Annotated in this window: 19 protein-coding genes; 5 read left to right on the forward strand and 14 right to left on the reverse strand. The window is 72.5% G+C overall.

Features of this window, described 5'->3' with window-relative positions:
• Nucleotides 1-2: 2 nt before the first annotated feature.
• From LRS74_RS05855 to argC, 9 genes are all read right to left on the reverse strand, one after another.
• A complete protein-coding gene (locus LRS74_RS05855; RefSeq protein ID WP_277739977.1) occupies nucleotides 3-548 on the reverse strand; it encodes a TetR/AcrR family transcriptional regulator in 546 nt (181 codons plus the stop codon).
• Nucleotides 549-855: 307 nt separating this feature from the next.
• On the reverse strand, nucleotides 856-2,283 hold the full coding sequence (gene argH / locus LRS74_RS05860; RefSeq protein WP_277739978.1) for an argininosuccinate lyase: 1,428 nt from the start codon (nucleotides 2,281-2,283) through the stop codon (nucleotides 856-858).
• Nucleotides 2,280-3,476 carry an argininosuccinate synthase gene (locus LRS74_RS05865; protein WP_144382390.1) on the reverse strand — a complete coding sequence of 399 codons (1,197 nt, stop codon included), beginning with the start codon at nucleotides 3,474-3,476 and terminating at the stop codon, nucleotides 2,280-2,282. The genes argH and LRS74_RS05865 overlap by 4 nt, the downstream gene beginning before the upstream one ends.
• A 137-nt stretch (nucleotides 3,477-3,613) precedes the next feature.
• Complete coding sequence (locus LRS74_RS05870; RefSeq protein WP_277739979.1) at nucleotides 3,614-4,354, reverse strand: hypothetical protein; 741 nt, start codon at nucleotides 4,352-4,354, stop codon at nucleotides 3,614-3,616.
• Between the two features lie 519 nt (nucleotides 4,355-4,873).
• Complete coding sequence (locus LRS74_RS05875) at nucleotides 4,874-5,401, reverse strand: arginine repressor (RefSeq protein WP_277744616.1); 528 nt, start codon at nucleotides 5,399-5,401, stop codon at nucleotides 4,874-4,876.
• Nucleotides 5,402-5,471: 70 nt separating this feature from the next.
• Complete coding sequence (locus LRS74_RS05880; protein WP_277739980.1) at nucleotides 5,472-6,692, reverse strand: acetylornithine transaminase; 1,221 nt, start codon at nucleotides 6,690-6,692, stop codon at nucleotides 5,472-5,474.
• A complete protein-coding gene (gene argB, locus LRS74_RS05885; protein ID WP_277739981.1) occupies nucleotides 6,689-7,588 on the reverse strand; it encodes an acetylglutamate kinase in 900 nt (299 codons plus the stop codon). The genes LRS74_RS05880 and argB overlap by 4 nt, the downstream gene beginning before the upstream one ends.
• Nucleotides 7,585-8,739 carry a bifunctional glutamate N-acetyltransferase/amino-acid acetyltransferase ArgJ gene (gene argJ / locus LRS74_RS05890; protein ID WP_277739982.1) on the reverse strand — a complete coding sequence of 385 codons (1,155 nt, stop codon included), beginning with the start codon at nucleotides 8,737-8,739 and terminating at the stop codon, nucleotides 7,585-7,587. The genes argB and argJ overlap by 4 nt, the downstream gene beginning before the upstream one ends.
• Complete coding sequence (gene argC, locus LRS74_RS05895) at nucleotides 8,736-9,764, reverse strand: N-acetyl-gamma-glutamyl-phosphate reductase (protein ID WP_277739983.1); 1,029 nt, start codon at nucleotides 9,762-9,764, stop codon at nucleotides 8,736-8,738. The genes argJ and argC overlap by 4 nt, the downstream gene beginning before the upstream one ends.
• 246 nt (nucleotides 9,765-10,010) lie before the next feature.
• Between argC and LRS74_RS05900 the strand changes: the two genes are divergently transcribed.
• Nucleotides 10,011-10,574 carry an SMI1/KNR4 family protein gene (locus tag LRS74_RS05900; protein WP_277739984.1) on the forward strand — a complete coding sequence of 188 codons (564 nt, stop codon included), beginning with the start codon at nucleotides 10,011-10,013 and terminating at the stop codon, nucleotides 10,572-10,574.
• A 142-nt stretch (nucleotides 10,575-10,716) separates the two neighbouring features.
• Here LRS74_RS05900 and LRS74_RS05905 read toward each other — a convergent pair whose 3' ends face one another.
• The 4 genes from LRS74_RS05905 to LRS74_RS05920 form a co-directional block, all read right to left on the reverse strand.
• Nucleotides 10,717-11,658: a hypothetical protein gene (locus tag LRS74_RS05905; RefSeq protein WP_277739985.1), complete on the reverse strand. Its 942-nt coding sequence runs from the start codon at nucleotides 11,656-11,658 to the stop codon at nucleotides 10,717-10,719.
• 562 nt (nucleotides 11,659-12,220) lie between these two features.
• Nucleotides 12,221-12,706, reverse strand: coding sequence for a carboxymuconolactone decarboxylase family protein (locus tag LRS74_RS05910; protein ID WP_277739986.1), 486 nt, complete (start codon nucleotides 12,704-12,706; stop codon nucleotides 12,221-12,223).
• Between the two features lie 564 nt (nucleotides 12,707-13,270).
• Entirely contained in the window at nucleotides 13,271-13,954 is a 684-nt protein-coding gene (locus LRS74_RS05915; protein ID WP_277739987.1) for a DUF899 family protein, read from the reverse strand.
• Nucleotides 13,955-14,206: 252 nt separating this feature from the next.
• Nucleotides 14,207-15,031, reverse strand: a complete 825-nt coding sequence (locus LRS74_RS05920; protein WP_277739988.1) for a class I SAM-dependent methyltransferase — start codon at nucleotides 15,029-15,031, stop codon at nucleotides 14,207-14,209.
• Nucleotides 15,032-15,220: 189 nt separating this feature from the next.
• Here LRS74_RS05920 and LRS74_RS05925 point away from each other — a divergent pair, with 189 nt between their 5' ends.
• From LRS74_RS05925 to LRS74_RS05940, 4 genes are all read left to right on the forward strand, one after another.
• Nucleotides 15,221-15,877 carry a TetR/AcrR family transcriptional regulator gene (locus LRS74_RS05925; protein ID WP_277739989.1) on the forward strand — a complete coding sequence of 219 codons (657 nt, stop codon included), beginning with the start codon at nucleotides 15,221-15,223 and terminating at the stop codon, nucleotides 15,875-15,877.
• Between the two features lie 523 nt (nucleotides 15,878-16,400).
• Nucleotides 16,401-17,531, forward strand: a complete 1,131-nt coding sequence (locus LRS74_RS05930) for a class I SAM-dependent methyltransferase (protein WP_277739990.1) — start codon at nucleotides 16,401-16,403, stop codon at nucleotides 17,529-17,531.
• Between the two features lie 190 nt (nucleotides 17,532-17,721).
• Entirely contained in the window at nucleotides 17,722-18,945 is a 1,224-nt protein-coding gene (locus LRS74_RS05935; RefSeq protein WP_277739991.1) for a beta-ketoacyl-ACP synthase II, read from the forward strand.
• Between the two features lie 39 nt (nucleotides 18,946-18,984).
• A complete protein-coding gene (locus LRS74_RS05940) occupies nucleotides 18,985-19,851 on the forward strand; it encodes an aldo/keto reductase (protein ID WP_277744617.1) in 867 nt (288 codons plus the stop codon).
• A gap of 70 nt (nucleotides 19,852-19,921) precedes the next feature.
• Here the strand turns inward: LRS74_RS05940 and LRS74_RS05945 are convergent, their stop codons facing one another.
• Nucleotides 19,922-20,350 carry a GNAT family N-acetyltransferase gene (locus LRS74_RS05945; RefSeq protein ID WP_277739992.1) on the reverse strand — a complete coding sequence of 143 codons (429 nt, stop codon included), beginning with the start codon at nucleotides 20,348-20,350 and terminating at the stop codon, nucleotides 19,922-19,924.
• Nucleotides 20,351-20,446: the final 96 nt, after the last annotated feature.

The following is a 20,446-nucleotide window of genomic DNA, read 5'->3' on the forward strand; positions in this document are numbered from 1 at the left end:
CGTCAGGTACTCCGTCGCACTCCGCCGAGCAGAAGCTCGACGACCATGTAGTTCATGTCCTTGGCGGCGACCCGGCCGTCCTGGACCGACCAGGCGGCGGCCGCGATCAGGCCGTAGAGCGCCTCGGTCAGCCAGCCCGGGGTCATGTCGATCCGGAAGTGCCCCTCGTGCTGTCCACGCCGGAAGAGCGCCGCGACCCGGGTGTCGATGCGCTCCCAGCCCTCATTGATCTCCTCGCCCTCGAAGAGCTGGTTCTCCGTGTAGAGGAAGGCGACGAAGCCGGAGACCGGGCGGGTGGCGGCGATCAGCCGACGCAGCGCCTCGTCGGCGTCCCCCTCCTCGACCCGGGCCTCGTCCAGGGCGGCTTCGAGCTGCTCGATGCCGAGCTGCTCCAGGGCGCGCATCAGGGCGTCACGCCCGGCGAAATGCCGGTGCAGGGTGGCCCGACTGATGCCCGCCGCCTTGGCGATCTCATCCATGGACGCCGTGGCCTTGCGGGTGAGCAGGGCGGCGGCTTCGCGCAGCACCTGCGCACGGTCAACACTCATGAGACAACCATAGACCATGTGAGACATTCATGTCTCACATGGGACACCGATATCTCGATCTTGAGTCCATACCCGCCCAGTCGGCGGCAGGCATACACAGAGGCCGGAGCCCGCCCATGGCGAGATCCGGCCTCTGCGATATGACGCACCGTATGAATATAAAGACTCAGCGTGCCGAGTGGGTGAGAGTCGGAAAAGGCGGTTCCCCTTAGCTGGTGCTGGGGGGAACCGCCCCTTCCCCTGGGGCGCCTCGGGAGCCCCACGGTCATCCCCCGGGGAACCGAGGGAGCCCCGGGAAGGCCGACGGCTAGCGCTTGGCGTCCGCCCACTCCCGCTGTGCGGCCAGGTCCGCCCGCACCTCGGCGAGCTGCACGGCGACCGCCGAGGGCGCCGTGCCACCGCGCCCGCTGCGGGCGGCGAGCGCGCCCGGAACATTGAGGACCGTACGAACCTCGGGGGTGAGGTGGGGCGAGATCCTGGCGAACTGCTGGTCCGTCAGCTCATGGAGCTCGATGCCCTGGGCCTCGCACTCCTTGACGCACTCCCCCGCGACCTCATGGGCCACACGGAAGGGCACCCCCTGCTTCACCAGCCACTCGGCGATGTCCGTGGCGAGCGAGAAACCGGCGGGGGCCAGCTCCTCCATGCGCTCACGGTGGACGGTCAAGGTGGCCATCATTCCGGTGAACGCCGGGAGCAGCACCTCCAGTTGGTCACAGGAGTCGAAGACCGGCTCCTTGTCCTCCTGAAGGTCCCGGTTGTACGCCAGGGGCAGCGCCTTGAGGGTGGCCAGCAGCCCGGTGAGGTTGCCGATCAACCGGCCGGACTTGCCGCGCGCCAGCTCGGCGATGTCCGGGTTCTTCTTCTGCGGCATGATCGACGAACCGGTGGAGAAGGCGTCATGCAGGGTCACAAAGGAGAACTCCTTGGTGTTCCAGATGATCACCTCCTCGGCGATCCGGGAGAGATCGACGCCGATCATCGCGGTGATGAAGGCGAACTCGGCGACGAAGTCACGCGCCGCGGTGCCGTCGATGGAGTTGGCCGCCGAGCCGTGCTCGAAGCCCAGGTCACGCGCCACGGCCTCCGGGTCGAGGCCGAGCGAGGAGCCCGCCAGCGCACCCGAGCCATAGGGCGAGACCGCCGTGCGCTCGTCCCACTGGCGCAGCCGCTCCGCGTCCCGGGACAGCGCCTGGACGTGGGCCAGCACATGGTGCGCGAAGAGCACGGGCTGGGCGTGCTGGAGATGGGTGCGGCCGGGCATCGCGGTGTCCGGGTGGGCCTCGGCCAGGCCGATCAGCGCCTCCTGGAGGTCGGCGATCAGCCCACCGATGATCCGGGCGTGGTCCCGCAGATACATCCGGAAGAGCGTCGCCACCTGGTCGTTCCGGGAGCGTCCGGCGCGCAGCTTGCCCCCCAGATCCGGCCCGAGCCGCTCCAGCAGCCCACGCTCCAGGGCGGTGTGCACATCCTCGTCGGCCACGGTGCCCACGAAGGCGCCGGAGGCGACATCGGCCTCCAACTGGTCGAGCCCGGCGAGCATGCGCTCCAGCTCGTCGGCGGTGAGCAGGCCCGCCGCGTGGAGCACCCGCGCATGTGCGCGGGAGCCCGCGATGTCATACGGGGCCAGCCGCCAGTCGAAGTGGACCGAGGCGGAGAGCTTGGCGAGGGCCTCGGCCGGTCCATCCGCGAACCGGCCGCCCCACAGCCTTACGTCCTGGTTTTCGCTGCTCACGAGGAGAGGTCCCGCTTCGCGGCGATCTTGCTCGACATGCCGAAGATCTCGATGAAGCCCTTGGAGAGCGACTGGTCGAAGGTGTCACCGGTGTCGTAGGTCGCCAGGTTGAAGTCATACAGCGAGGCGTCCGACTTACGGCCGGTGACGACGGCCCGACCACCGTGCAGGGTCATCCGGATGTCGCCGGTGACATGCTGGTTGGCCTCGTTGATGAAGCCGTCCAAGGCCCGCTTGAGCGGGGAGAACCACAGGCCGTCGTAGACCAGCTCGCCCCAGCGCTGCTCGACCTGCCGCTTGTAGCGGGCCAGCTCGCGCTCGACCGTGACGCTCTCCAGCTCCTGGTGGGCGGTGATCAGGGCGATGGCGCCGGGGGCCTCGTAGACCTCCCGGGACTTGATGCCGACCAGCCGGTCCTCGACCATGTCGATCCGGCCGATGCCCTGGGCGCCGGCCCGCTGGTTGAGCTGCTGGATGGCCTGGAGCACGGTGACGGGCTTGCCGTCGATGGCGACCGGGACACCCTCGCGGAAGGTGATGACCACCTCGTCGGCCTCGCGGGCCACCGCCGGGTTCTCGGTGTACTCGTAGATGTCCTCGATCGGCGCGTTCCAGATGTCCTCCAGGAAGCCGGTCTCGACGGCACGACCGAAGACGTTCTGGTCGATGGAGTACGGGGACTTCTTGGTGGTGGCGATCGGGAGGTTCTTGGCCTCACAGAAGGCGATGGCCTTGTCACGGGTCATCGCGTAGTCCCGCACGGGGGCGATGCAGCGCAGGTCGGGGGCGAGGGAGGAGATCCCGGCCTCGAACCGCACCTGGTCGTTCCCCTTGCCGGTGCAGCCGTGGGCGACGATCGAGGCGCCGTGCTTCTTGGCGGCGGCGACCAGGTGCTTGACGATCGTCGGCCGCGACAGCGCGGAGACCAGCGGATAGCGGTCCATGTAGAGGGCGTTGGCCTTGATCGCCGGGAGGCAGTACTCGTCGGCGAACTCGTCCTTGGCGTCCGCGACCTCGGCCTCGACGGCCCCGCAGGCGAGCGCGCGCTTGCGGATGACGTCCAGGTCCTCGCCCCCCTGGCCGACGTCCACGGCCACGGCGATGACCTCGGCGCCGGTCTCCTCGGCGATCCAGCCGATGGCGACGGAGGTGTCCAGTCCGCCCGAGTAGGCGAGTACGACGCGCTCGGTCACGGGTTTCTCCTTACGATCCCTGCACTGCGACTGTTCATGCGGTGATGGGTATAAGTATGCACTCAGCCGTATGGTTCGTCAACGCGCTCCCGCCGTCGGCGAGCCGCTCTGTGGAAACCGCGCTCCCGGCGCGCGGATCAGCCGTCGTGCCCGGGTGCCGTCCAGGCCCGGCGCAGGGCGGCGATCTCCTCGGGGCTGCTCTCCCGGGCGATGTAGGGGATCTCCAGGAGGTGTCGGATCCGGTGCTCGGGGATCCGTCGCCGCACCTCTTCCGCGTCGGCCAGCACCTGGCCGTACAGCTTCTCCCCGTCCAGGCAGAAGACGTCGACCAGGACCACGCGACCGTCGAGCGCGCGCCGGACGTTGCCGGCGTTCAGGTCGAATCCGTACCACCACGGGACGCGGGACCGGAACTCCTCGTCCACCTCGGCCGCGACCCGGTACACGGCCGCGAGGTCCGGGTCGCCCGGCCCACCCCGGGTGGCGGCGGCGCCGACGGCGCGCCAGCGTTCGGCGATCTCGGCGGCCTTCTCGGCCTCCAGCGGCGGAAGATACTCCAACACCGTGAGCGTGCCCCCGCCGTCGAGGGCGGCCTCGAGGGCGACGCGCGGCAGGTACGGGTTGCCCGCGCAGCGTCGGCACAGTTCCAGGAAGGCCGCGTACGCCGGGTCGAAGGGACAGATCCGGGCCACCAGGTGCCCGGTGGGGGAGCGCACCGCCACCGCCCAGTCACCCACTCCGCAGGGGGTCCAGCCCCGCTGCACGAGCTCGGCGAGTGCCTCACGGTGCGTGCTGTCGTCCCAGCTCCGCTCGGCCAGGGCGGCGAGGTCGGGGTCCCTGGGGGATGCGGCCACGTCGGCGTGCGAGTCGATCGACATGCGGGCAGCGTAGGCAGTCCGACTTCGGCCCCGAAAGCGGATTTCGCCGGGCTGCCGGGGCACGGCGCGGGTGTGCTCCGCAGCGCCGTCGCCGTCTGCGGGCCTGCGCGACGGACGACGTGAGCGGCATCGCGCCGCAGGGCGGAATTGCGCCCGGCCGACCGCGCCTCTCATCTCGCGCCTCCGGCGCAAAGAAGGCTGCTACGGGACGAGAGGGGGCAGCTCCTCGCCGTCGCCGTCCGACGCCCGGCGGGCGATGTCCTCGCAGAATTGCTTGATGCGTATCAAGCGCCAGATCAAAGGACTCTGCGAAGGGTCACCGGATTCCTGGCGGTACGTGCTCCTCGCTCGTCAGCCCCGGACCGCCAGACGGCGACGGCGGGCCAGCCCGGCCCCTCCTGCCCCGTTGCCGCTCGCTGTGCGCCGAAGGCGCGAGACGAAACCCGCACCCGACCGAACCGAACGCCGCCCCACGCAGAGAGCCCGCCCCACGGCGAGAGCCCGCCCGACGGAGGGGCGTTAGCGCGCCTTCTGGGCCAGCCGCAGCAGGTGGTCGGCGAGGGCCTGGCCGCCGGCCGGGTCGCGGCTGATGAGAAGCAGGGTGTCGTCGCCCGCGATGGTGCCGAGGATGTCGTGCAGCTCGGCCTGGTCGATGGCGGAGGCGAGGAACTGGGCAGCGCCCGGCGGCGTCCGCAGCACCACGAGGTTGGCGGACGCCTCGGCGGAGATCAGGAGCTCGGCGGACAGGCGCCGCATGCGCTCCTCCTTGGCGGACTCCCCCAGCGGCGCCTGCGGCGTGCGGAAGCCGCCCTCGCTCGGCACGGCGTAGATCAGCTCACCGCCGGTGTTGCGGATCTTGACCGCGCCGAGCTCGTCCAGGTCGCGGGAGAGCGTCGCCTGAGTGACGCTCAGCCCGTCGTCGGAGAGCAGCTTGGCGAGCTGGCTCTGGGAGCGGACCGGCTGCCGGTTGAGGATGTCCACGATCCGGCGGTGGCGGGCGGTCCGGGTCTGCGGCACGGCCTGCCCGATGGACTGCGCCGCCGCCATGTCCCGGGCCGCCCTGTCCTCTGACGCGCCGTTCCCTAGCTCGTTCTGCTGCGCCTCGTGCATCGTCTCGTCAGTCTCCGGATCGTCGTTCCCCGTGTATGCCACCGTCGTCGACGGCGTCGCGCGCGGCGTCCAGGACGGCGGGGAGCGCCCCGAGGAACGCGTCCACGACGTCGTCGCCGACGACGAGCGGCGGGGCCAGCCGGAGCACGTCCGGCGCGACCGCGTTCACCAGGAGTCCCGCGTCCTGAGCCGCCTGCTGCACGCGCTGTGCGAGGGGCTCTGTGAGCACGATACCCAGGAGAAGGCCGGAGCCACGGACATGGGCGACCAGCGGGTGGCCGAACGCCTCGATTCCCGCGCGCAGCCGCTCCCCGACCCGCTTGACGTGGTCGAGGGCGCCGTCGGCGGCGAGGGTGTCGAGCACGGCGAGGGCGGCGGCGCAGGCCACGGGGTTGCCGCCGAAGGTGGAACCGTGCTGACCGGGCGTCAGCAGCTCGGCGGCGGCGCCGAAGGCGAGGGTGGCGCCGATGGGCAGCCCGCCGCCCAGCCCCTTGGCGAGGGTGACCACATCGGGCTCGACCCCCTGCGCCTGGTGTGCGAACCAGTGCCCCGTACGGCCGATCCCCGTCTGGATCTCGTCGAGGACCAGCAGCGTGCCGGTGGCCCGGGTGATCTCGCGGGCGGCGGCCAGATAGCCGGGGGGCGGCACGATCACGCCGTTCTCGCCCTGGATCGGCTCGATCACGACGATCGCGGTCTCGGTGGTGACGGCGGCCCGCAACGCCTCCGCGTCGCCGTAGGGCACATGGGTGACCTCGCCGACCAGCGGCAGGAAGGGCTCCTGCTTGGCGGGCTGGCCGGTGAGGGCCAGCGCGCCCATGGTGCGGCCGTGGAAGCCGCCGGTGGTGGCCACCATGTGGGTCCGGCCGGTGCGCCGCCCGATCTTGATGGCGGCCTCGACGGCCTCGGCTCCGGAGTTGCCGAAGTAGACCCGGCCGGGGCGGCCGGCCAGGTGCAGGAGGCGCTCGGCGACCGCGACCGTCGGTTCGGCGATGTGGAGGTTGGAGACGTGTCCGAGGGTGGCGATCTGCTCGGAGACGGCGCGGACGACGGCGGGGTGGGCGTGGCCGAGGGCGTTGACCGCGATGCCGCCGACGAAGTCGAGGTAGGCGCGGCCCTCGGCGTCCCAGACCCGGGCGCCCTCGCCGCGGACGAGCGGCAGCTTGGGCGTGCCGTAGTTGTCCATCAGCGCGCTCTGCCAGCGCTGGGTGAGCTGCTCGTTGCTCATGGTGTGGTCCCCTCGTCGGGCACGACCATGGTGCCGATGCCCTCGTCCGTGAAGATCTCCAGCAGGATGGAGTGCGGCACCCGCCCGTCGATCACCCGAGCGGTCCGCACCCCGTTGCGCACGGCGTACAGGCACCCTTCCATCTTGGGGACCATGCCGCTGGACAGGTCGGGCAGGAGCGCCTCCAGTCGGCTCGCGGTGAGCTGGCTGATGACGTCGTCGCTGTGCGGCCAGTCCGCGTAGAGCCCCTCGACGTCGGTGAGGACCATCAGCGTCTCGGCGTCCAGGGCGGCGGCCAGCGCGGCGGCGGCGGTATCGGCGTTGACGTTGTAGACATGGCCGTCGTCGACGCTGCGGGCGATGGAGGAGACCACCGGTATGCGGCCGTCGTCCAGCAGGGCCCGGATGGCGCCGGTGTCGATGGCGGCGACCTCGCCGACCCGGCCGATGTCCACCCGCTCCCCGTCGATCTCCGCGTACCGCTTGGTGGCGCTCATGGTGTGGGCGTCCTCGCCGGTCAGCCCGACGGCGAGCGGGCCGTGCTGGTTGAGCAGCCCGACCAGCTCGCGCTGGACCTGTCCGGCCAGCACCATCCGCACGACGTCCATGGCCTCGGGAGTGGTGACCCGCAGCCCGGCCTTGAACTCCGACTCCAGGCCGAGCCGGTCGAGCTGGGCGCTGATCTGCGGGCCGCCGCCGTGGACGACGACGGGCCGCAGTCCGGCGTGGCGCAGGAAGACCACGTCCTGGGCGAAGGCGGCCTTCAGCTCCTCGTCGACCATGGCGTTGCCACCGAACTTGATCACGATGGTCTTGCCGTGGTGGCGGGTCAGCCAGGGCAGCGCCTCGATGAGCGTGCGGGCCTTGGGCAGGGCGGTGTGTTTACGGGTGCTCATGAGGAGTAGGCGCTGTTCTCGTGGACGTAGTCGGCGGTGAGGTCGTTGGTCCAGATGACGGCGGAGGCTTCGCCCGCCGCGAGGTCGGCGGTGATCTTCACCTCGCGGTAGCGCATGTCGACCAGGTCGCGGTCTTCGCCGACCGAGCCGTTCTTGCAGACCCAGACGTCGTTGATGGCGACGTTGAGCCGGTCGGGCTCGAAGGCGGCGGAGGTGGTGCCGATGGCGGACAGCACCCGGCCCCAGTTGGGGTCCTCGCCATGGATGGCGCACTTGAGGAGGTTGTTGCGGGCGATCGAGCGGCCGACCTCGACGGCGTCGTCCTCCGTGGCGGCGTTGATCACCTCGATCTGGATGTCCTTCGAGGCTCCCTCGGCGTCACCGATGAGCTGCCGCGCAAGGTCGTCGCAGACGGTGCGGACGGCCTCGGCGAAGTCCTCGTACGCGGGCGTGAGTTCGGAGGCACCGGAGGCGAGCAGCAGGACCGTGTCGTTGGTGGACATGCAGCCGTCGGAGTCGGCCCGGTCGAAGGTGGTGCGGGTGGCGGCGCGCAGCGCGGTGTCCAGGGTCGGGGCGTCGAGGTCGGCGTCGGTGGTGAGGACCACCAGCATGGTGGCCAGGCCCGGGGCGAGCATGCCGGCGCCCTTGGCCATGCCGCCGACGGTCCAGCCCTCGGGGGACTGCACCACCGCGGTCTTGTGCACGGTGTCGGTGGTCTTGATGGCGATGGCGGCCTTCTCGCCGCCGTGGGCGCTCAGCTCGGCGGCGGCCTTCTCCACGCCGGGGAGCAGCTTGTCCATCGGCAGCAGCACGCCGATCAGACCGGTGGAGGCGACGGCGACCTCGCCGGCGCTCTGCCCCAGCGCCTCGGCGACCTTCTCCGCGGTGGCGTGGGTGTCCTGGAAGCCCTGGGGGCCGGTGCAGGCGTTGGCCCCGCCGGAGTTGAGGACCACGGCGCTCACCGCGCCGCCCTTGAGGACCTGCTCGGACCAGAGGACGGGGGCGGCCTTCACGCGGTTGGAGGTGAACACGCCCGCGGCGGCCAGACGGGGTCCGTTGTTGACCACCAGGGCCAGGTCCGGCTTGCCGTTCTGCTTGATGCCGGCCGCAACGCCGGAGGCCGTGAAGCCCTTGGCTGCCGTGACGCTCATGGGGCGACTCCGATCGTGGAAAGTCCCAGCTCCTCGGGGAGGCCGAGGGCGATGTTCATGCTCTGCACCGCGCCACCCGCGGTGCCCTTGGTGAGGTTGTCGATGGCGCTGATGGCGATCACCCGACCGGCCGCCTCGTCGAGGGCGACCTGGACCAGCGCGGCGTTGGAGCCGCACACGGCGGCGGTGGAGGGCCACTGGCCCTCCGGCAGCAGGTGGACGAAGGGCTCGTCGCCGAACGCCTTCTCATAGGCGGCGCGCACGGCCTCCGCGGTGATGCCGGGCCTGGCCGTGGCGCTGCAGGTGGCGAGGATGCCGCGGGGCATCGGCGCGAGGGTCGGGGTGAAGGAGACCCGCACCGGCTCCCCCGCGGCCGACGACAGGTTCTGGATCATCTCGGGGGTGTGCCGGTGACCGCCACCCACCCCGTAGGGGCTCATGGCGCCCATCACCTCGCTGCCCAGCAGATGGGGCTTGGGCGCCTTGCCCGCGCCCGAGGTCCCGGACGCCGCGACGATCACCGCCTCCGGCTCGACCAGCCCCGCCTCGTAGGCCGGGAAGAGTGCCAGCGAGACGGCGGTCGGATAGCAGCCGGGAACCGCGATCCGCCGGGTCCCGCGCAGCGCGGCACGGCCCCCGGGCAGCTCGGGCAGCCCGTACGGCCAGGTCCCGGCGTGCGCCGAGCCGTAGAAACGCTCCCAGGCGGCGGCGTCCCGAAGCCGGAAGTCCGCACCGCAGTCGACGATCAGCGCGGCGTCCCCGAGGGTCTCGGCGACGGCGGCGGACTGCCCGTGGGGCAGCGCGAGGAAGACGACGTCGTGCCCGGCGAGCACGGCGGCCTCCGTCGGCTGCAGCACCCGGTCGGCCAGCGGCAACAGATGCGGTTGCAGGCCGCCGAGACGCTGCCCCGCGTTGGAGTTGCCGGTGAGGGCACCGATCTCCACCTCGGGGTGCGCGAGCAGCAGACGCAGGAGCTCGCCCCCCGCATACCCGCTCGCGCCCGCCACCGCCACGCGTATCGCCATCACGCCTCCTTCTCCATGGCATGACTATACGGTGCGTGACAGTTTTATGCAATGACGCTCTGGCGATCCCCCAAGGGCCCTGTGACTGAGCGCGGTCGCTGGCCCCTCTGGCCAGCTACGCACTCAAAGCGTCCCGTGGTCTTCATCCTGGTGAGCGGGCTACCTGGGCCGGAGCCGATGCGGATCCTCGCCTGCCCTGCCGACCCAGCCACGGCCACCGGCTGGGGGTTCAGTAGCGTCCGTTCCATGATCGCCCTCGACGCCCTCCTCCGCCTCTGCCCGCCGCCCGCCGTACCGCCGCCCGCGGTGGACTGGGCGCAGGCCGAGCGCGCCCTGGGCGTGGCTCTGCCCGCCGACTACAAGCAGCTCGTCGAAACATACGGCGGCGGCATCTTCGACGACACGATCTGGTTGCTCGTCCCCGGCTCCGCCTACAGCGACTGTGACCTGCACGCGCAGACGACGGAACGGAACGAGATCCTGGCCAGTCTGTGGGAGTTCGAGGCGAAGCCTGTCGGCCTGCTGGAAGCGGGGGCGCGGGTCCTGCCGTGGGCGTTCGAGGAGGGCACGGGGGCGTTCCTGTACTGGCTGGCGCGGCCCGGCCAGCACCCCGACGAGTGGACCGTGCTTTACAACGAAGGGCGCGGCCCACTGTGGGAGCACCACGGCATGGGGTGCCTCGCCTTCCTGCTGGCGGTGCTCACAGGGACGGCGGAAACGGAGTACTTCGGCTACCTCTACGAAGTGCTGAAGCCAACGGAGCACCGCTTCGCGACGGCCGACCAGATCCTCGGAGCGTCCCGGCACTGACGCCGTCCGGCCGCTCTCGACGACGCGGTTCACCGCTGGCGCACCCAGCTGAGCGCCGTACCTGGCCAGACTGGCCAGGTACGGCGCTCAGTCACAGGGCCCGCCGGTGGGCGGGCCCTGCACCCCCTCGGGACGGCTCGCGTCACCGCTCCACGCACGTCGCCGCCGAGCCGCACGGCTTCCTGAGCAGAAGCAGGCGTCCGCGGCTGCCCTCCGGGTAGCGAAGGTTGAGCGAGGGAGTGGACACGCTTTCGAAGCCGGTGACGGGATCCGTCGGACCCGGCCCGAGTCCGCCTCCGTCGAGCAGCCGGTTCAGCGGCGTTCCGGGCTTCGTGTACACCGAGCTCAGCGCCTGCCCCTGCTCGGCGGGGTCGTTCAGGAAATGCAGCGCCGTCGTGCCCCGCCTGCCGTCGTGCCAGAAGACCGAGTTCAGGACGCCGGCCGGTTGGTAGCCGAATCCCGTGTTCGACGAGTAGAAGGGAGAGCGCTTGGCGGGAACCCGCACGGCGAGATCGCCCACCCCGGCGTCGTTCATCTGGTGGTCGTAGGTGATCTTTCGCACGACTTCGACCGGCGTGTCCGCCTCCCGCAGGGTGGCGGCGTAGCGAGGGTCGTTGGTGTAGGCGGCGAGCGCGTAGAAGTGGAGTGCTCCCGGGATGTTCAGGCCGGCCGAGGCGGCAGCCGCCGGTTCCCGCACGAGGACGGACACCCGGATCTCCGCGTAGGTCGCTCGCCGCGGGGGTTTGCCGTCGATCCGCGGGTTCTCGCCGCAGAAGTTCGTGATCGCCACGATCCCGTCGTTCGCGCTCCCCAGCCCGAGCTCCGACGCGGGGCGGAACGCGTAGCCCCGGGGCAGGAGGGGAAGCAGCTTGTCCTTGCCGACGCGTACGGCGTTGCCGACCTCGGTGGCGAACGACTTGTCGTAGGTGTGCAGGACCGTGAAGCCGGCCTGGTGCGCTTCAGGGGCGCGGTCCGCCGTCGTTCCCGCCACGGGACTGCTGGACCGGCAGACCACTCGGGCGTCAGCCGGGTCGGCGGTCGCCGAGGCGGGGGCGGCCGCGAGCGGCGTCGCCGCGCCGAGCACCAGGAGAGCGAGGCTCGTGAGCCGTCTTCGGGCCAGACCCCGGAGGGGGTGCGAGGCGATCCGTCCGATCGCTTCCAGGGTGGCCGGCGGGACGAGCGGCCCTGCCGCCCCAGGGGTTCGCGGTCCTCGCCCACGTCTCCGAAACGGACGCATGTGTCACCTCAGCGTGTCAGGGTGCGCAGCCGCTTTCGTCCCGGCCCGCGCCAGGTGGAGTGATAGGCGTGATCCATTAGCTGACGCCCGACGACGGGCGGCAACCGCTCCGTGATCGGGTTAGTGCAGACGGCCGACCGCCGAGCCGGGCCACCCGGCCGCATCGCCGACCCCAGCGCTCATCCGCCGACGTGCTCGGTGACACACGCCGGTGTTCGGGACGCCGCGGTCGCGCCCGGACACGGGCGGCCCCCACACACGAGTGGCCCCCACACACACGCGGGCCCGGACACGAGCGGCCCACACACACGGGCCCGGACACGGTCGGGCCTGCACACACGCGGGCCCGGACACACGCGGGCCCGGCCCGGATCCGAGGACCTCGGGCCGGGCCGGACGCGTCCGCCGATCAGTCGAGCGCGGCGGCGAACATGCCGGGCTGGTAGGAACCTCCCCGCTGGTGCACGATCACGGCGAGCCGGTTGGCCGCGTTGATCAGGCCGACCAGGCAGACCAGCGCGGCGATCTGGTCGTCGTCGTAGTGCTTGCGCACCTGGTCCCAGGTCTCGTCGGACACGCCGCCGTGGGCGTCGGCGAGCCGGGTACCCTCTTCCGCGAGCGCCAACGCGGCCCGCTCGGCCTCGGTGAACACGGTGGACTCGCGCCAGGCGGCGACCAGATGGAGCCGGACCGCGGTTTCGCCGTCGGCCGCGGCCTCCTTGGTGTGCATGTCGATGCACCAACCGCAGCCGTTGATCTGGCTGGCGCGCAGCGACACCAGCTCCTGGGTGGACTTCGGCAGCGGCGACTGGTGGATCACCAGTCCGGCGTTGGCGAACCGCTTGGCGAACTTGGCGGCGATCTCGTTGTCGAACAGGTTGAACCGGGCGTCCATGATCGTCCTCACTTGTCGTGTCGCACTGTCGAACACGAGATGCCGGCGAGCCGCTCCGTGTGACGGGATGACCGTGTGACGTGCGCCACCGCTCACGGGTGTCACAACGTCGCGGGGACCGGTGTCCGACCTGGCTGCGGTGGGTGGGCGTCGATCTCGGCTCGGTGGCGATCTCGGCTCGGTGCGGGACCAGCGTGCGTACCTGGTCCGGATCACCACCCGCCAGCCGCTGAGCCGGCTGCGTACGCTCCATCGAGCACGAGATCGACACCGTCGTGGCGGTGCGCGTCGACGACGGCCTCGTCACCGGGCTCTACGCCGTGCGGAATCCCGAGACGCTGTCCCCCATGCGGCGGCAGAGCGTGCGGCGGCAGACCGTGCTGCGCCGCTGAGCCCCAAGCCCCAAGCCCCCCCCCCCCGCCCCCGGCCCCCCGGCCCCCGACCCCCGACCCCCGACCCCCGCGGAAACGATCACGACCGGCGTCACCGCCCGGCGCGGTCGAAGCCGTGGCGGCACATCCCCCCATCACCCGTCAGGTCGCGCGCTCGTCGCGTCCCGCCCCCTCACTCGTAGCTGACCGCGGGGTACCAGTCGTCCCGACCCTGGCGGGTGAGATCGAGGAGGTGCCACACCGGGCTGAGCAGGTCGATGCCGCGCTCGTCGATGTCGTCGGCCATACGGGGGTGCACCGAGTAGAAGTGGCGTGTCGCCCCCTCGCCGTCGCGGGCGAACACCGACACCGTCGAGTCCTGGTTGCCCTCGGCGTCTTCGCTGCCGAGGTCGCGTTTGAAGGTGCCGGCCCCGGCGCTGAGCAGGCGCAGGTTCGTCCAGTGCCGGCTTCGCGCGTACGTGCGGAGTGTGGGGAGGTCGGCCGCGGCGACGATCACGAAGTCGACGTTGCGCGTGACGTGGTGGGCGATGCCGTTGAACCCGTCGATCCACATGGTGCACATGGGACACGCCTGGGTCTGCCGCTTGCCGTACATGAAGTGGTAGACGACCAAATCGCGTCCGGGACGGGTGAACAGCTCGCTCAGTCGGACGGTCGTCACCGGCTCGTCACCGGCCCGCAGGTCGGCGGGGCCTTCCTCGAACACGTAGTCGTCGACGACGGGGCCCAGCGGCAGTCGGCGGCGCAGCTCGGCGACGCGTTCGCGATGGCGCATCAGCTCGATCTCGGCCTGCCGCAACTCCTCGCGGGCGCTGAGGCATTCGGTCGACTCCCCCGTGAGATTGGTTTGACGCATCGCTACCTCCCGGAGGATGACCGGCGCAGTCGTCGTCTGATGGCCCCCCGTCCGGCTCTCGTCACCATTGTCGGGGTGGGTCCGGGGGCGCGCGAGGCGGCGGCACGGCCAGGCCGGACGTCGACCGCGTGCGGCGCACCGTGTGCGTCACGCGTGACCCACCGTGCGCCGACCGCCCACGCCCGCTCCCGGCCGCGCCCCCGGCGCCCGCCACTAACGGGCGCCCGCCGCGGACGGGTGTGTCCTGCCTGTTCAGGCGGCGTCGGCTCGCGCCGCGGTGACCACCACCGCGGCGTACCGCAGGGTGAAGGCGCCGCCCATCGCGTCGATCGCGGCCCCCACGCCCGTCAGCAGTTCCTCCAGCGCGGCCGGCGGGACGCGGCCGACGTCGCCCCCGGTCCGCAGCTGGTCCAGCCACTCGTCCCGGGTGTAGGCGCGTTCCCAGTCGAATTGCCACCGCTCCGGCTCGCCGAACGCGCCCGCCTGCCGCATGCCCTCCGCCGCGCGGTCGAAGAGCGCCGCGTAGCCGTCGCGGGCGGACCCGTCCCAGGGGTTGCGCGGCGCGTCGGGCAGGGCCCGGCGGTAGACCTCGGAGAAGGCGTCCGCCGCCTCGGGCGAGGGCTGGAACACGTTCCAGAAGGCGGCCAGCCGGCCGCCGGGACGCAGCACCTCGGCCGCCTTGACCGCTCCCGCGAGCGGGTCGATCCAGTGCCAGGTCTGTCCGGCGACGACCGCGTCGAAGGACCGGCCGGCCGGGTCCCAGGACTCGAAGCTCGCCACCTCGGCCTCGATCCCGCCGCCGCGGGCGAAGCCCGCCATCCGCGCGTCGACGTCGACGCCCAGCACGCGGCAGCCGGCCGCGCGGAACTGCCGGGCCGCGATGCCGGTGCCGACGCCGACGTCGAGGACGTCCGGCCCGGGTGCGGCGGCGACGATCGCCTCCACCAGGGCGTCGGGGTAGCGGGGCCGCGCTCGGTCGTAGCGCTCGGGGTCCAGGCCGAACGACTCGGCGGGTCCACGGTGTCGATGAGGCTCACGCGCGGGCATCGGCGCGCGCTCCGGCGGTAAAGTGGGCATATGCCCACTCTGAGTGGGCACATGCCCACTCGTCAAGCGGGCTCGCCCGCGTGCCGGACAACGGGCTCGCCTGCGTGCCGGACAACGGGCTCTTCAACGGGCTCGTCAACGGCTCCTCACCGGCTCCTCGACGGACGGATCCGGCGAAGCGTCGACGGCGAGCCGTCAGAACAGGGAAGGATGCACGGCATGCCGACAGGGGTGGCTCTCCGCGACGTACACCAGCAGTTGTTCGACGCCGCCGAGCGCGTCCTGCTCCGGGACGGGCCGAGCGCCCTGACCAGCCGGGCGGTCACCACGGAGGCGGGCTGCGCCAAGGGGGTCCTGCACCGGCACTTCGCCGACTTCGACGCCTTCCTCGCCGAGCTCGTGCTGGACCGCGTCGCCCGGATCGACCAGCAGGCCGCCGCCCTCCGCGCGTCCGCCGGGACCGGCACCGTCGCCGGCAACCTCACCGGCGCGCTGACGGACCTGTTCGCGTCGGTCGCCGTGGCCATCGTCGGCCTCGTCACCTCCCGGGACGAGCTGCGTACCCGGCTGCGCCAGGCCCGGCCGGCCGGCGTTCCGGTCCTGGCCGAGGCCACGGCCATGATCGCCTCGTATCTGAGCGCCGAGCGCGAGCGGGGCCGCCTCACGCCCGACGCGGACGTCGACGCCCTCGCCCCCACGCTGATCGGAGCCGGGCACCTGCTGTTCGCCGACCGCAAGGGCACCCCGCCGGAGGCCGAAGCCGTCCAGCGGGTCGTGGTCACGGTCATCGCCCAAGCGGCGCCCGCCCCGAACCCGGTGCCGTCCGAGCCGGCACCCGGCGTGGACGGCGGGGCGGCCGATACCCGGCGTGGCTGATACTCCACGTCGGGTTTGCCTCCGAGGTGGGACTGTGCGAGCCTCGTCAACCGACTCTTCCGAAGGGGCTGTTCATGACGCTCGGCATGCTTCTCGGCGATACCTCCTCCCGCGCTTCGACGCGGGAGCGGTAGCCCCTGCCTGCCTCGCGAACGCCCGCGCGCACCACCGCGCCCGCGCGCGTTCCGGCGCCCACGCGTACGACGGTGCCCGCGCGTAGTCCCGCGCCCACGCGTACGACGGTGCCCGCGCGTAGTCCCGCGCCCACGCGATAGGACGCCTGCGTCCGAGTCGCGCTGGGCGCGGACGTCACGGCCCGTCAGCTCGCACGGTCGCCCCGGCCCGCCGGCTCACGCGGCCGGCCCCGCGCGGTCGGTCCCGTCGGCTGCCCCCGCACGGTCGCTCGCCCCGCACGGTCGCTGGCCGCGCACGGTCGCCCGGCCGCGCGCGGCGCCGTGGCCTGCCCGCTCCTCGTCGAAGTGCTCTTCGTGCCCCGCACATCCCTTCACGAGGAGTACCGACCATGTCCACGATCCACTGGGTCGAGGCCCACACCACCCACGCCGCCCGCTGGCACTCCGAGAGCGGCGCCCCGGCTCCCCGGCGGGTCGTCGTCGCCGACGACCGGACGCGGGCCGACACCGCCTACCGACTGGCCTGTGAGGGCACCGCGCTGCTGTGGCGCGGCGACTACCACGGCGGCCGACGGCTGTTGGAGGCGCTCGGCCGTCGCCTCGACCGGAAGCCGCCCCGGGTCGGCGGCGACCCGGCCGACTCCTTCCGGCTGCACCGCCGGGCCCGTGGCCACCGGGCCCGGGTGCTGGGTCGGGTCCTGCTCGTGCTGGAGGACGACCACGTGCTGGCACTGCGCCGGGCGCCCGACGTCCGCCGGGCGTGCGCGGAGGCGTACGGTCCGCCGCGCGGCGCCGTGGCCATCGCGTTCCGGGAGCTCCTCGGCGTGATCGGGGCGCACCACTGGCGCCTCAAGGGCGTCCCCGTCCCCGCCCTCGACGCGCGGATACATCCGCACTACGGGGTGTTCTCGCCGGTCAGGGGCGAGTACGTCGATCTGGTGGCGCGGGCCCCGCTGCCCTGGCCGACCGGGCGCGGCGCTGCCCGTACCGCGTTCGACCTGGGCACGGGGACCGGGGTGCTCGCCGCGGTGCTGGCCCGCCGGGGCGTCGATCGCGTCGTCGGCACCGACGTCAACGCGCGCGCAGTGGCCTGCGCCCGCGAGAACATCGACCGCCTGGGTCTGACCGGGCGTGTCGAGGCGACGGGGCCCGAGCTCTTCCCGGAGGGCCGCGCGGACCTCGTCGTGTGCAACCCGCCCTGGCTTCCCGCCCGACCGACCTCCGCGGTCGAGCAGGGCGTCTACGACCCGGACGGCCGCATGCTCCACTCCTTCCTGGCCGGGCTCGCCGACCGCCTCGAACCGGCCGGCGAGGGCTGGCTCGTCCTGTCGGACCTGGCCGAGCGCCTCGGGCTGAGGACGCGCGACGAACTGCTCGCGGCCGTCGCGGCGGCGGGCCTGCGGGTGGTCGGGCGCCACGACACCCGGCCGCGCCATCCCCGGGCGCGGGACGCCGCCGACCCGCTGCACGCCGCGCGCGCCGCGGAGGTCACCTCGCTGTGGCGCCTCTCCCCCGCCTGACCAAAGCGCCCGCTTACCCCTCCCGACGGCAGGACGAAACGATGAACTCCTACAAATCCTGATCACCGCTCTCCGTGGATCACCGCACCTGATCGACCGTCAACCCGCTGGCAGGGTGAGGGATACGGCTGATTCCTCGCACGGTCATCCACGCGGGGAGTTGTATCTTTGCGACAAAGGAGCGTGTGCGGTGAGCACTGAGTCCGACAACGTGCTGGTGACCGGCCTGGGGGCCACCACTCCGCTCGGCGGGGACGTCGCCTCGACCTGGTCGGCGATGGTGGAGGGTCGGTCCGGGATCGGCGCGATCGAGGAGGAGTGGGCGGCAAAGCTGCCGGTACGGATCGCGGGCCGGCTCGCGGTGGAGCCGACCGCGGTCCTGGACCGGGTGCTGGCCCGTCGCATGGATCGGTGCGAGCAGATAGCGCTCGTCGCCGCGCGGGAGGCGTGGGCGGACGCGGGCGCGCCGGACGTCGACCCCGAACGGCTGGCCGTGGTGATCGGCACCGGCACCGGGGGCGCCCTGACGCTGCTGGGCCAGGACGACATCCTGGAGACCTCCGGGGTGCGCAAGGTGTCTCCCCACACGGTCCCGATGCTGATGGCCAACGGCCCCGCGGCCTGGGTCAGCATCGACCTCGGGGCGCGTGGCGGCGCGCACACCCCGGTCAGCGCCTGCGCCTCCGGGGCCGAGGCGATCGCGACGGGGCTGGATCTGATCCGCCTGGGCCGGGCCGACGTGGTCGTGGCGGGCGGCACCGAAGCCTGTATCCACCCGCTGCCGTTGGCGGGGTTCGCGCAGGCCAAGGCGCACTCGACGCGCAATGACGCGCCCGACCGGGCGTCCCGCCCCTTCGACGCCGAGCGCGACGGGTTCGTCATCGGCGAGGGCGCGGCCGTGGTCGTCCTGGAGCGGGCGGGTTTCGCGGCCGCCCGCGCGGCCCGCGCCCATGCGACGCTGGCCGGCGCCGGCGTCACCTCGGACGCCCACCACATCACCGCCGCGCACCCCGAGGGGCAGGTCCGCGCGATGCGACTCGCCCTGTCCTCGGCGGGGTTGCCCCCGCGGGCGATCGAGCATGTACACGCCCATGCGACGTCCACGCCCCTGGGCGATCTCACCGAGGCCCGGTCGGTCGCGGAGGCCGTCGGCACGCACCCGGTCGTCACCGCGACCAAGTCGATGACCGGTCATCTCTTCGGGGCGGCGGGAGCGATCGGCGCGATCGCCGCGCTGCTCGCGGTCCGCGACGGCGTCGTCCCCGCGACCCGGAACCTCGACTCCCTCGACCCGCGGGTGGAGTTGGACGTCGTCGCCGGCGGGCCCCGGCGCGGCCGGATCGCGGCGGCGCTGGCGAACTCCTTCGGCTTCGGGGGCCACAATGCCTCGCTGGTGTTCACCCCCGCTCCCTGATCTGGAGGTCCCGTGCACTCCTTCGCGCACACCGTCGACCTGGGTGGTACCGACACCCCGGGGGGCGCCGAACCGGGCGACACGCTCACCATCCCGCGGCTGGGCTTCGGCGCGATGCACCTGCCGGGGCACTGGGACGGGCCCCCGGTCGACCATGCCACGTCGGTGGCGGTCGCGCGCCGCGCGGTCGAGCTGGGCGCGCTCCACATCGACACCGCGGCCTTCTACTTCTGCCGTGCCGAGCGCGCCAACCTCATCCTGCGCGAGGCGCTCCACCCGTATCGCGCGGACGTCACCATCGCCACCAAGGTCGGCCCGCTGCGCACCCCGACCGGCGAGATGTACGCGGAGGCGGCGCCCGAGCAGCTGCGCCCGGAGGTGGAGCGGAACCTGCGCGAGCTCGGGGTGGACGTGCTCGACCTGGTGTACCTGCGGGTGGGGCGCCTCGCGGCGCGGGGCGGCGCCCCGGTCGGGGACCGCTTCGCCGCGCTCGCGCGGCTGCGCGAGGAGGGGCTGATACGGCACCTGGGCGTCAGCAACGTCACGTACGAGCAGTTCGCCGAGGCGCGTGCGATCGCGCCGGTCGCGGCGGTGCAGAACCGTTTCGGGGTGCTCGACCAGGAGGACGCCCCGCTGGTCGACGCGTGCGCGGACGCCGGGATCGCGTACATGCCCTTCTTCGCGCTCGGCGGCGGCCGCACCCCGCTCGCCGGGGCCGCGCTGCGCCGGGTCGCCGCCCGGCACGGCGCCACGGAGCACCAGGCGGCCATCGCCTGGGGGTTGGCGCGCTCGCCCTCGATCGTGCAGATCCCGGGCACGAGCTCGCCGACCCACGTCGAGGAGAACATGGCGGCCGGGTCCCTCGTCCTCGACGCGGGCGACATGGAGTCGCTCGGCCGGCGGTGAGGGCCGGGGCCGGTCCCGGATCCGCTCCGGTGCCTGCCGCGGTACGGCTGCGGGTACGGCTGCGTACGGGCTACGGGTGCGGCGGGAAGGAGAGGTTCATCCAGTACCCCGGGTCTTCGAGCGGCTGGAAGCCCACCTTCGCGTAGACGCCGTGCGCGTCATCCGTGGCGAGCAGCATCCGGCGCAGCCCCAGCGGCGCCAGATGGTCGCGGACGGCGGTGGCCAGGGCGGTGGCCAGCCCCTTGCCGCGCGCGTCGGGGTCGACGTACACGTCGCAGAGCCAGGCGAAGGTGGTGTGGTCGGTGACGACCCGGGCGTAGCCGACCTGGGCGCCGGAGGTCGCCTCGTACGCGCCGAAGTTGAGGGAGCCGTCGATCGCGCGGTCCTGTGTCTCGCGGGAGCGGCCCAGGGCCCAGGGCGCCCCGGTGGACAGCCAGTGGTGGATGCGGGCCCGATCGAGACGGGCGGGGTCGGTGGAGAGCTCGTATCCGTCGATCATGGCCCGTTCCTATCAGTCGCCCCACGCCGGCCGCGACGTGATATCGCCGACCCGCCGCCGCACCGGCCGTGACGCGATATCGCCGACCCGCCGCCG

Origin of the sequence: Streptomyces sp. LX-29, assembly GCF_029541745.1 — a bacterium.
Taxonomy (GTDB): domain Bacteria; phylum Actinomycetota; class Actinomycetes; order Streptomycetales; family Streptomycetaceae; genus Streptomyces.

What these genes read in the sequence shown, in the direction of transcription:
- argC (WP_277739983.1), bottom strand. Translation starts at nt 9,764, where the DNA reads ATGGCGATACGCGTGGCGGTGGCGGGCGCGAGCGGGTATGCGGGGGGC.
- argJ (WP_277739982.1), bottom strand. Translation starts at nt 8,739, where the DNA reads ATGAGCGTCACGGCAGCCAAGGGCTTCACGGCCTCCGGCGTTGCGGCC.
- LRS74_RS05920 (WP_277739988.1), bottom strand. Translation starts at nt 15,031, where the DNA reads ATGCCCACTTTACCGCCGGAGCGCGCGCCGATGCCCGCGCGTGAGCCT.
- LRS74_RS05855 (WP_277739977.1), bottom strand. Translation starts at nt 548, where the DNA reads ATGAGTGTTGACCGTGCGCAGGTGCTGCGCGAAGCCGCCGCCCTGCTC.
- LRS74_RS05900 (WP_277739984.1), top strand. Translation starts at nt 10,011, where the DNA reads ATGATCGCCCTCGACGCCCTCCTCCGCCTCTGCCCGCCGCCCGCCGTA.
- argB (WP_277739981.1), bottom strand. Translation starts at nt 7,588, where the DNA reads ATGAGCACCCGTAAACACACCGCCCTGCCCAAGGCCCGCACGCTCATC.
- LRS74_RS05945 (WP_277739992.1), bottom strand. Translation starts at nt 20,350, where the DNA reads ATGATCGACGGATACGAGCTCTCCACCGACCCCGCCCGTCTCGATCGG.
- LRS74_RS05875 (WP_277744616.1), bottom strand. Translation starts at nt 5,401, where the DNA reads ATGGCGGCGGCGCAGTCCATCGGGCAGGCCGTGCCGCAGACCCGGACC.
- LRS74_RS05880 (WP_277739980.1), bottom strand. Translation starts at nt 6,692, where the DNA reads ATGAGCAACGAGCAGCTCACCCAGCGCTGGCAGAGCGCGCTGATGGAC.
- LRS74_RS05910 (WP_277739986.1), bottom strand. Translation starts at nt 12,706, where the DNA reads ATGGACGCCCGGTTCAACCTGTTCGACAACGAGATCGCCGCCAAGTTC.
- LRS74_RS05915 (WP_277739987.1), bottom strand. Translation starts at nt 13,954, where the DNA reads ATGCGTCAAACCAATCTCACGGGGGAGTCGACCGAATGCCTCAGCGCC.
- LRS74_RS05870 (WP_277739979.1), bottom strand. Translation starts at nt 4,354, where the DNA reads ATGTCGATCGACTCGCACGCCGACGTGGCCGCATCCCCCAGGGACCCC.
- LRS74_RS05925 (WP_277739989.1), top strand. Translation starts at nt 15,221, where the DNA reads ATGCCGACAGGGGTGGCTCTCCGCGACGTACACCAGCAGTTGTTCGAC.
- LRS74_RS05930 (WP_277739990.1), top strand. Translation starts at nt 16,401, where the DNA reads ATGTCCACGATCCACTGGGTCGAGGCCCACACCACCCACGCCGCCCGC.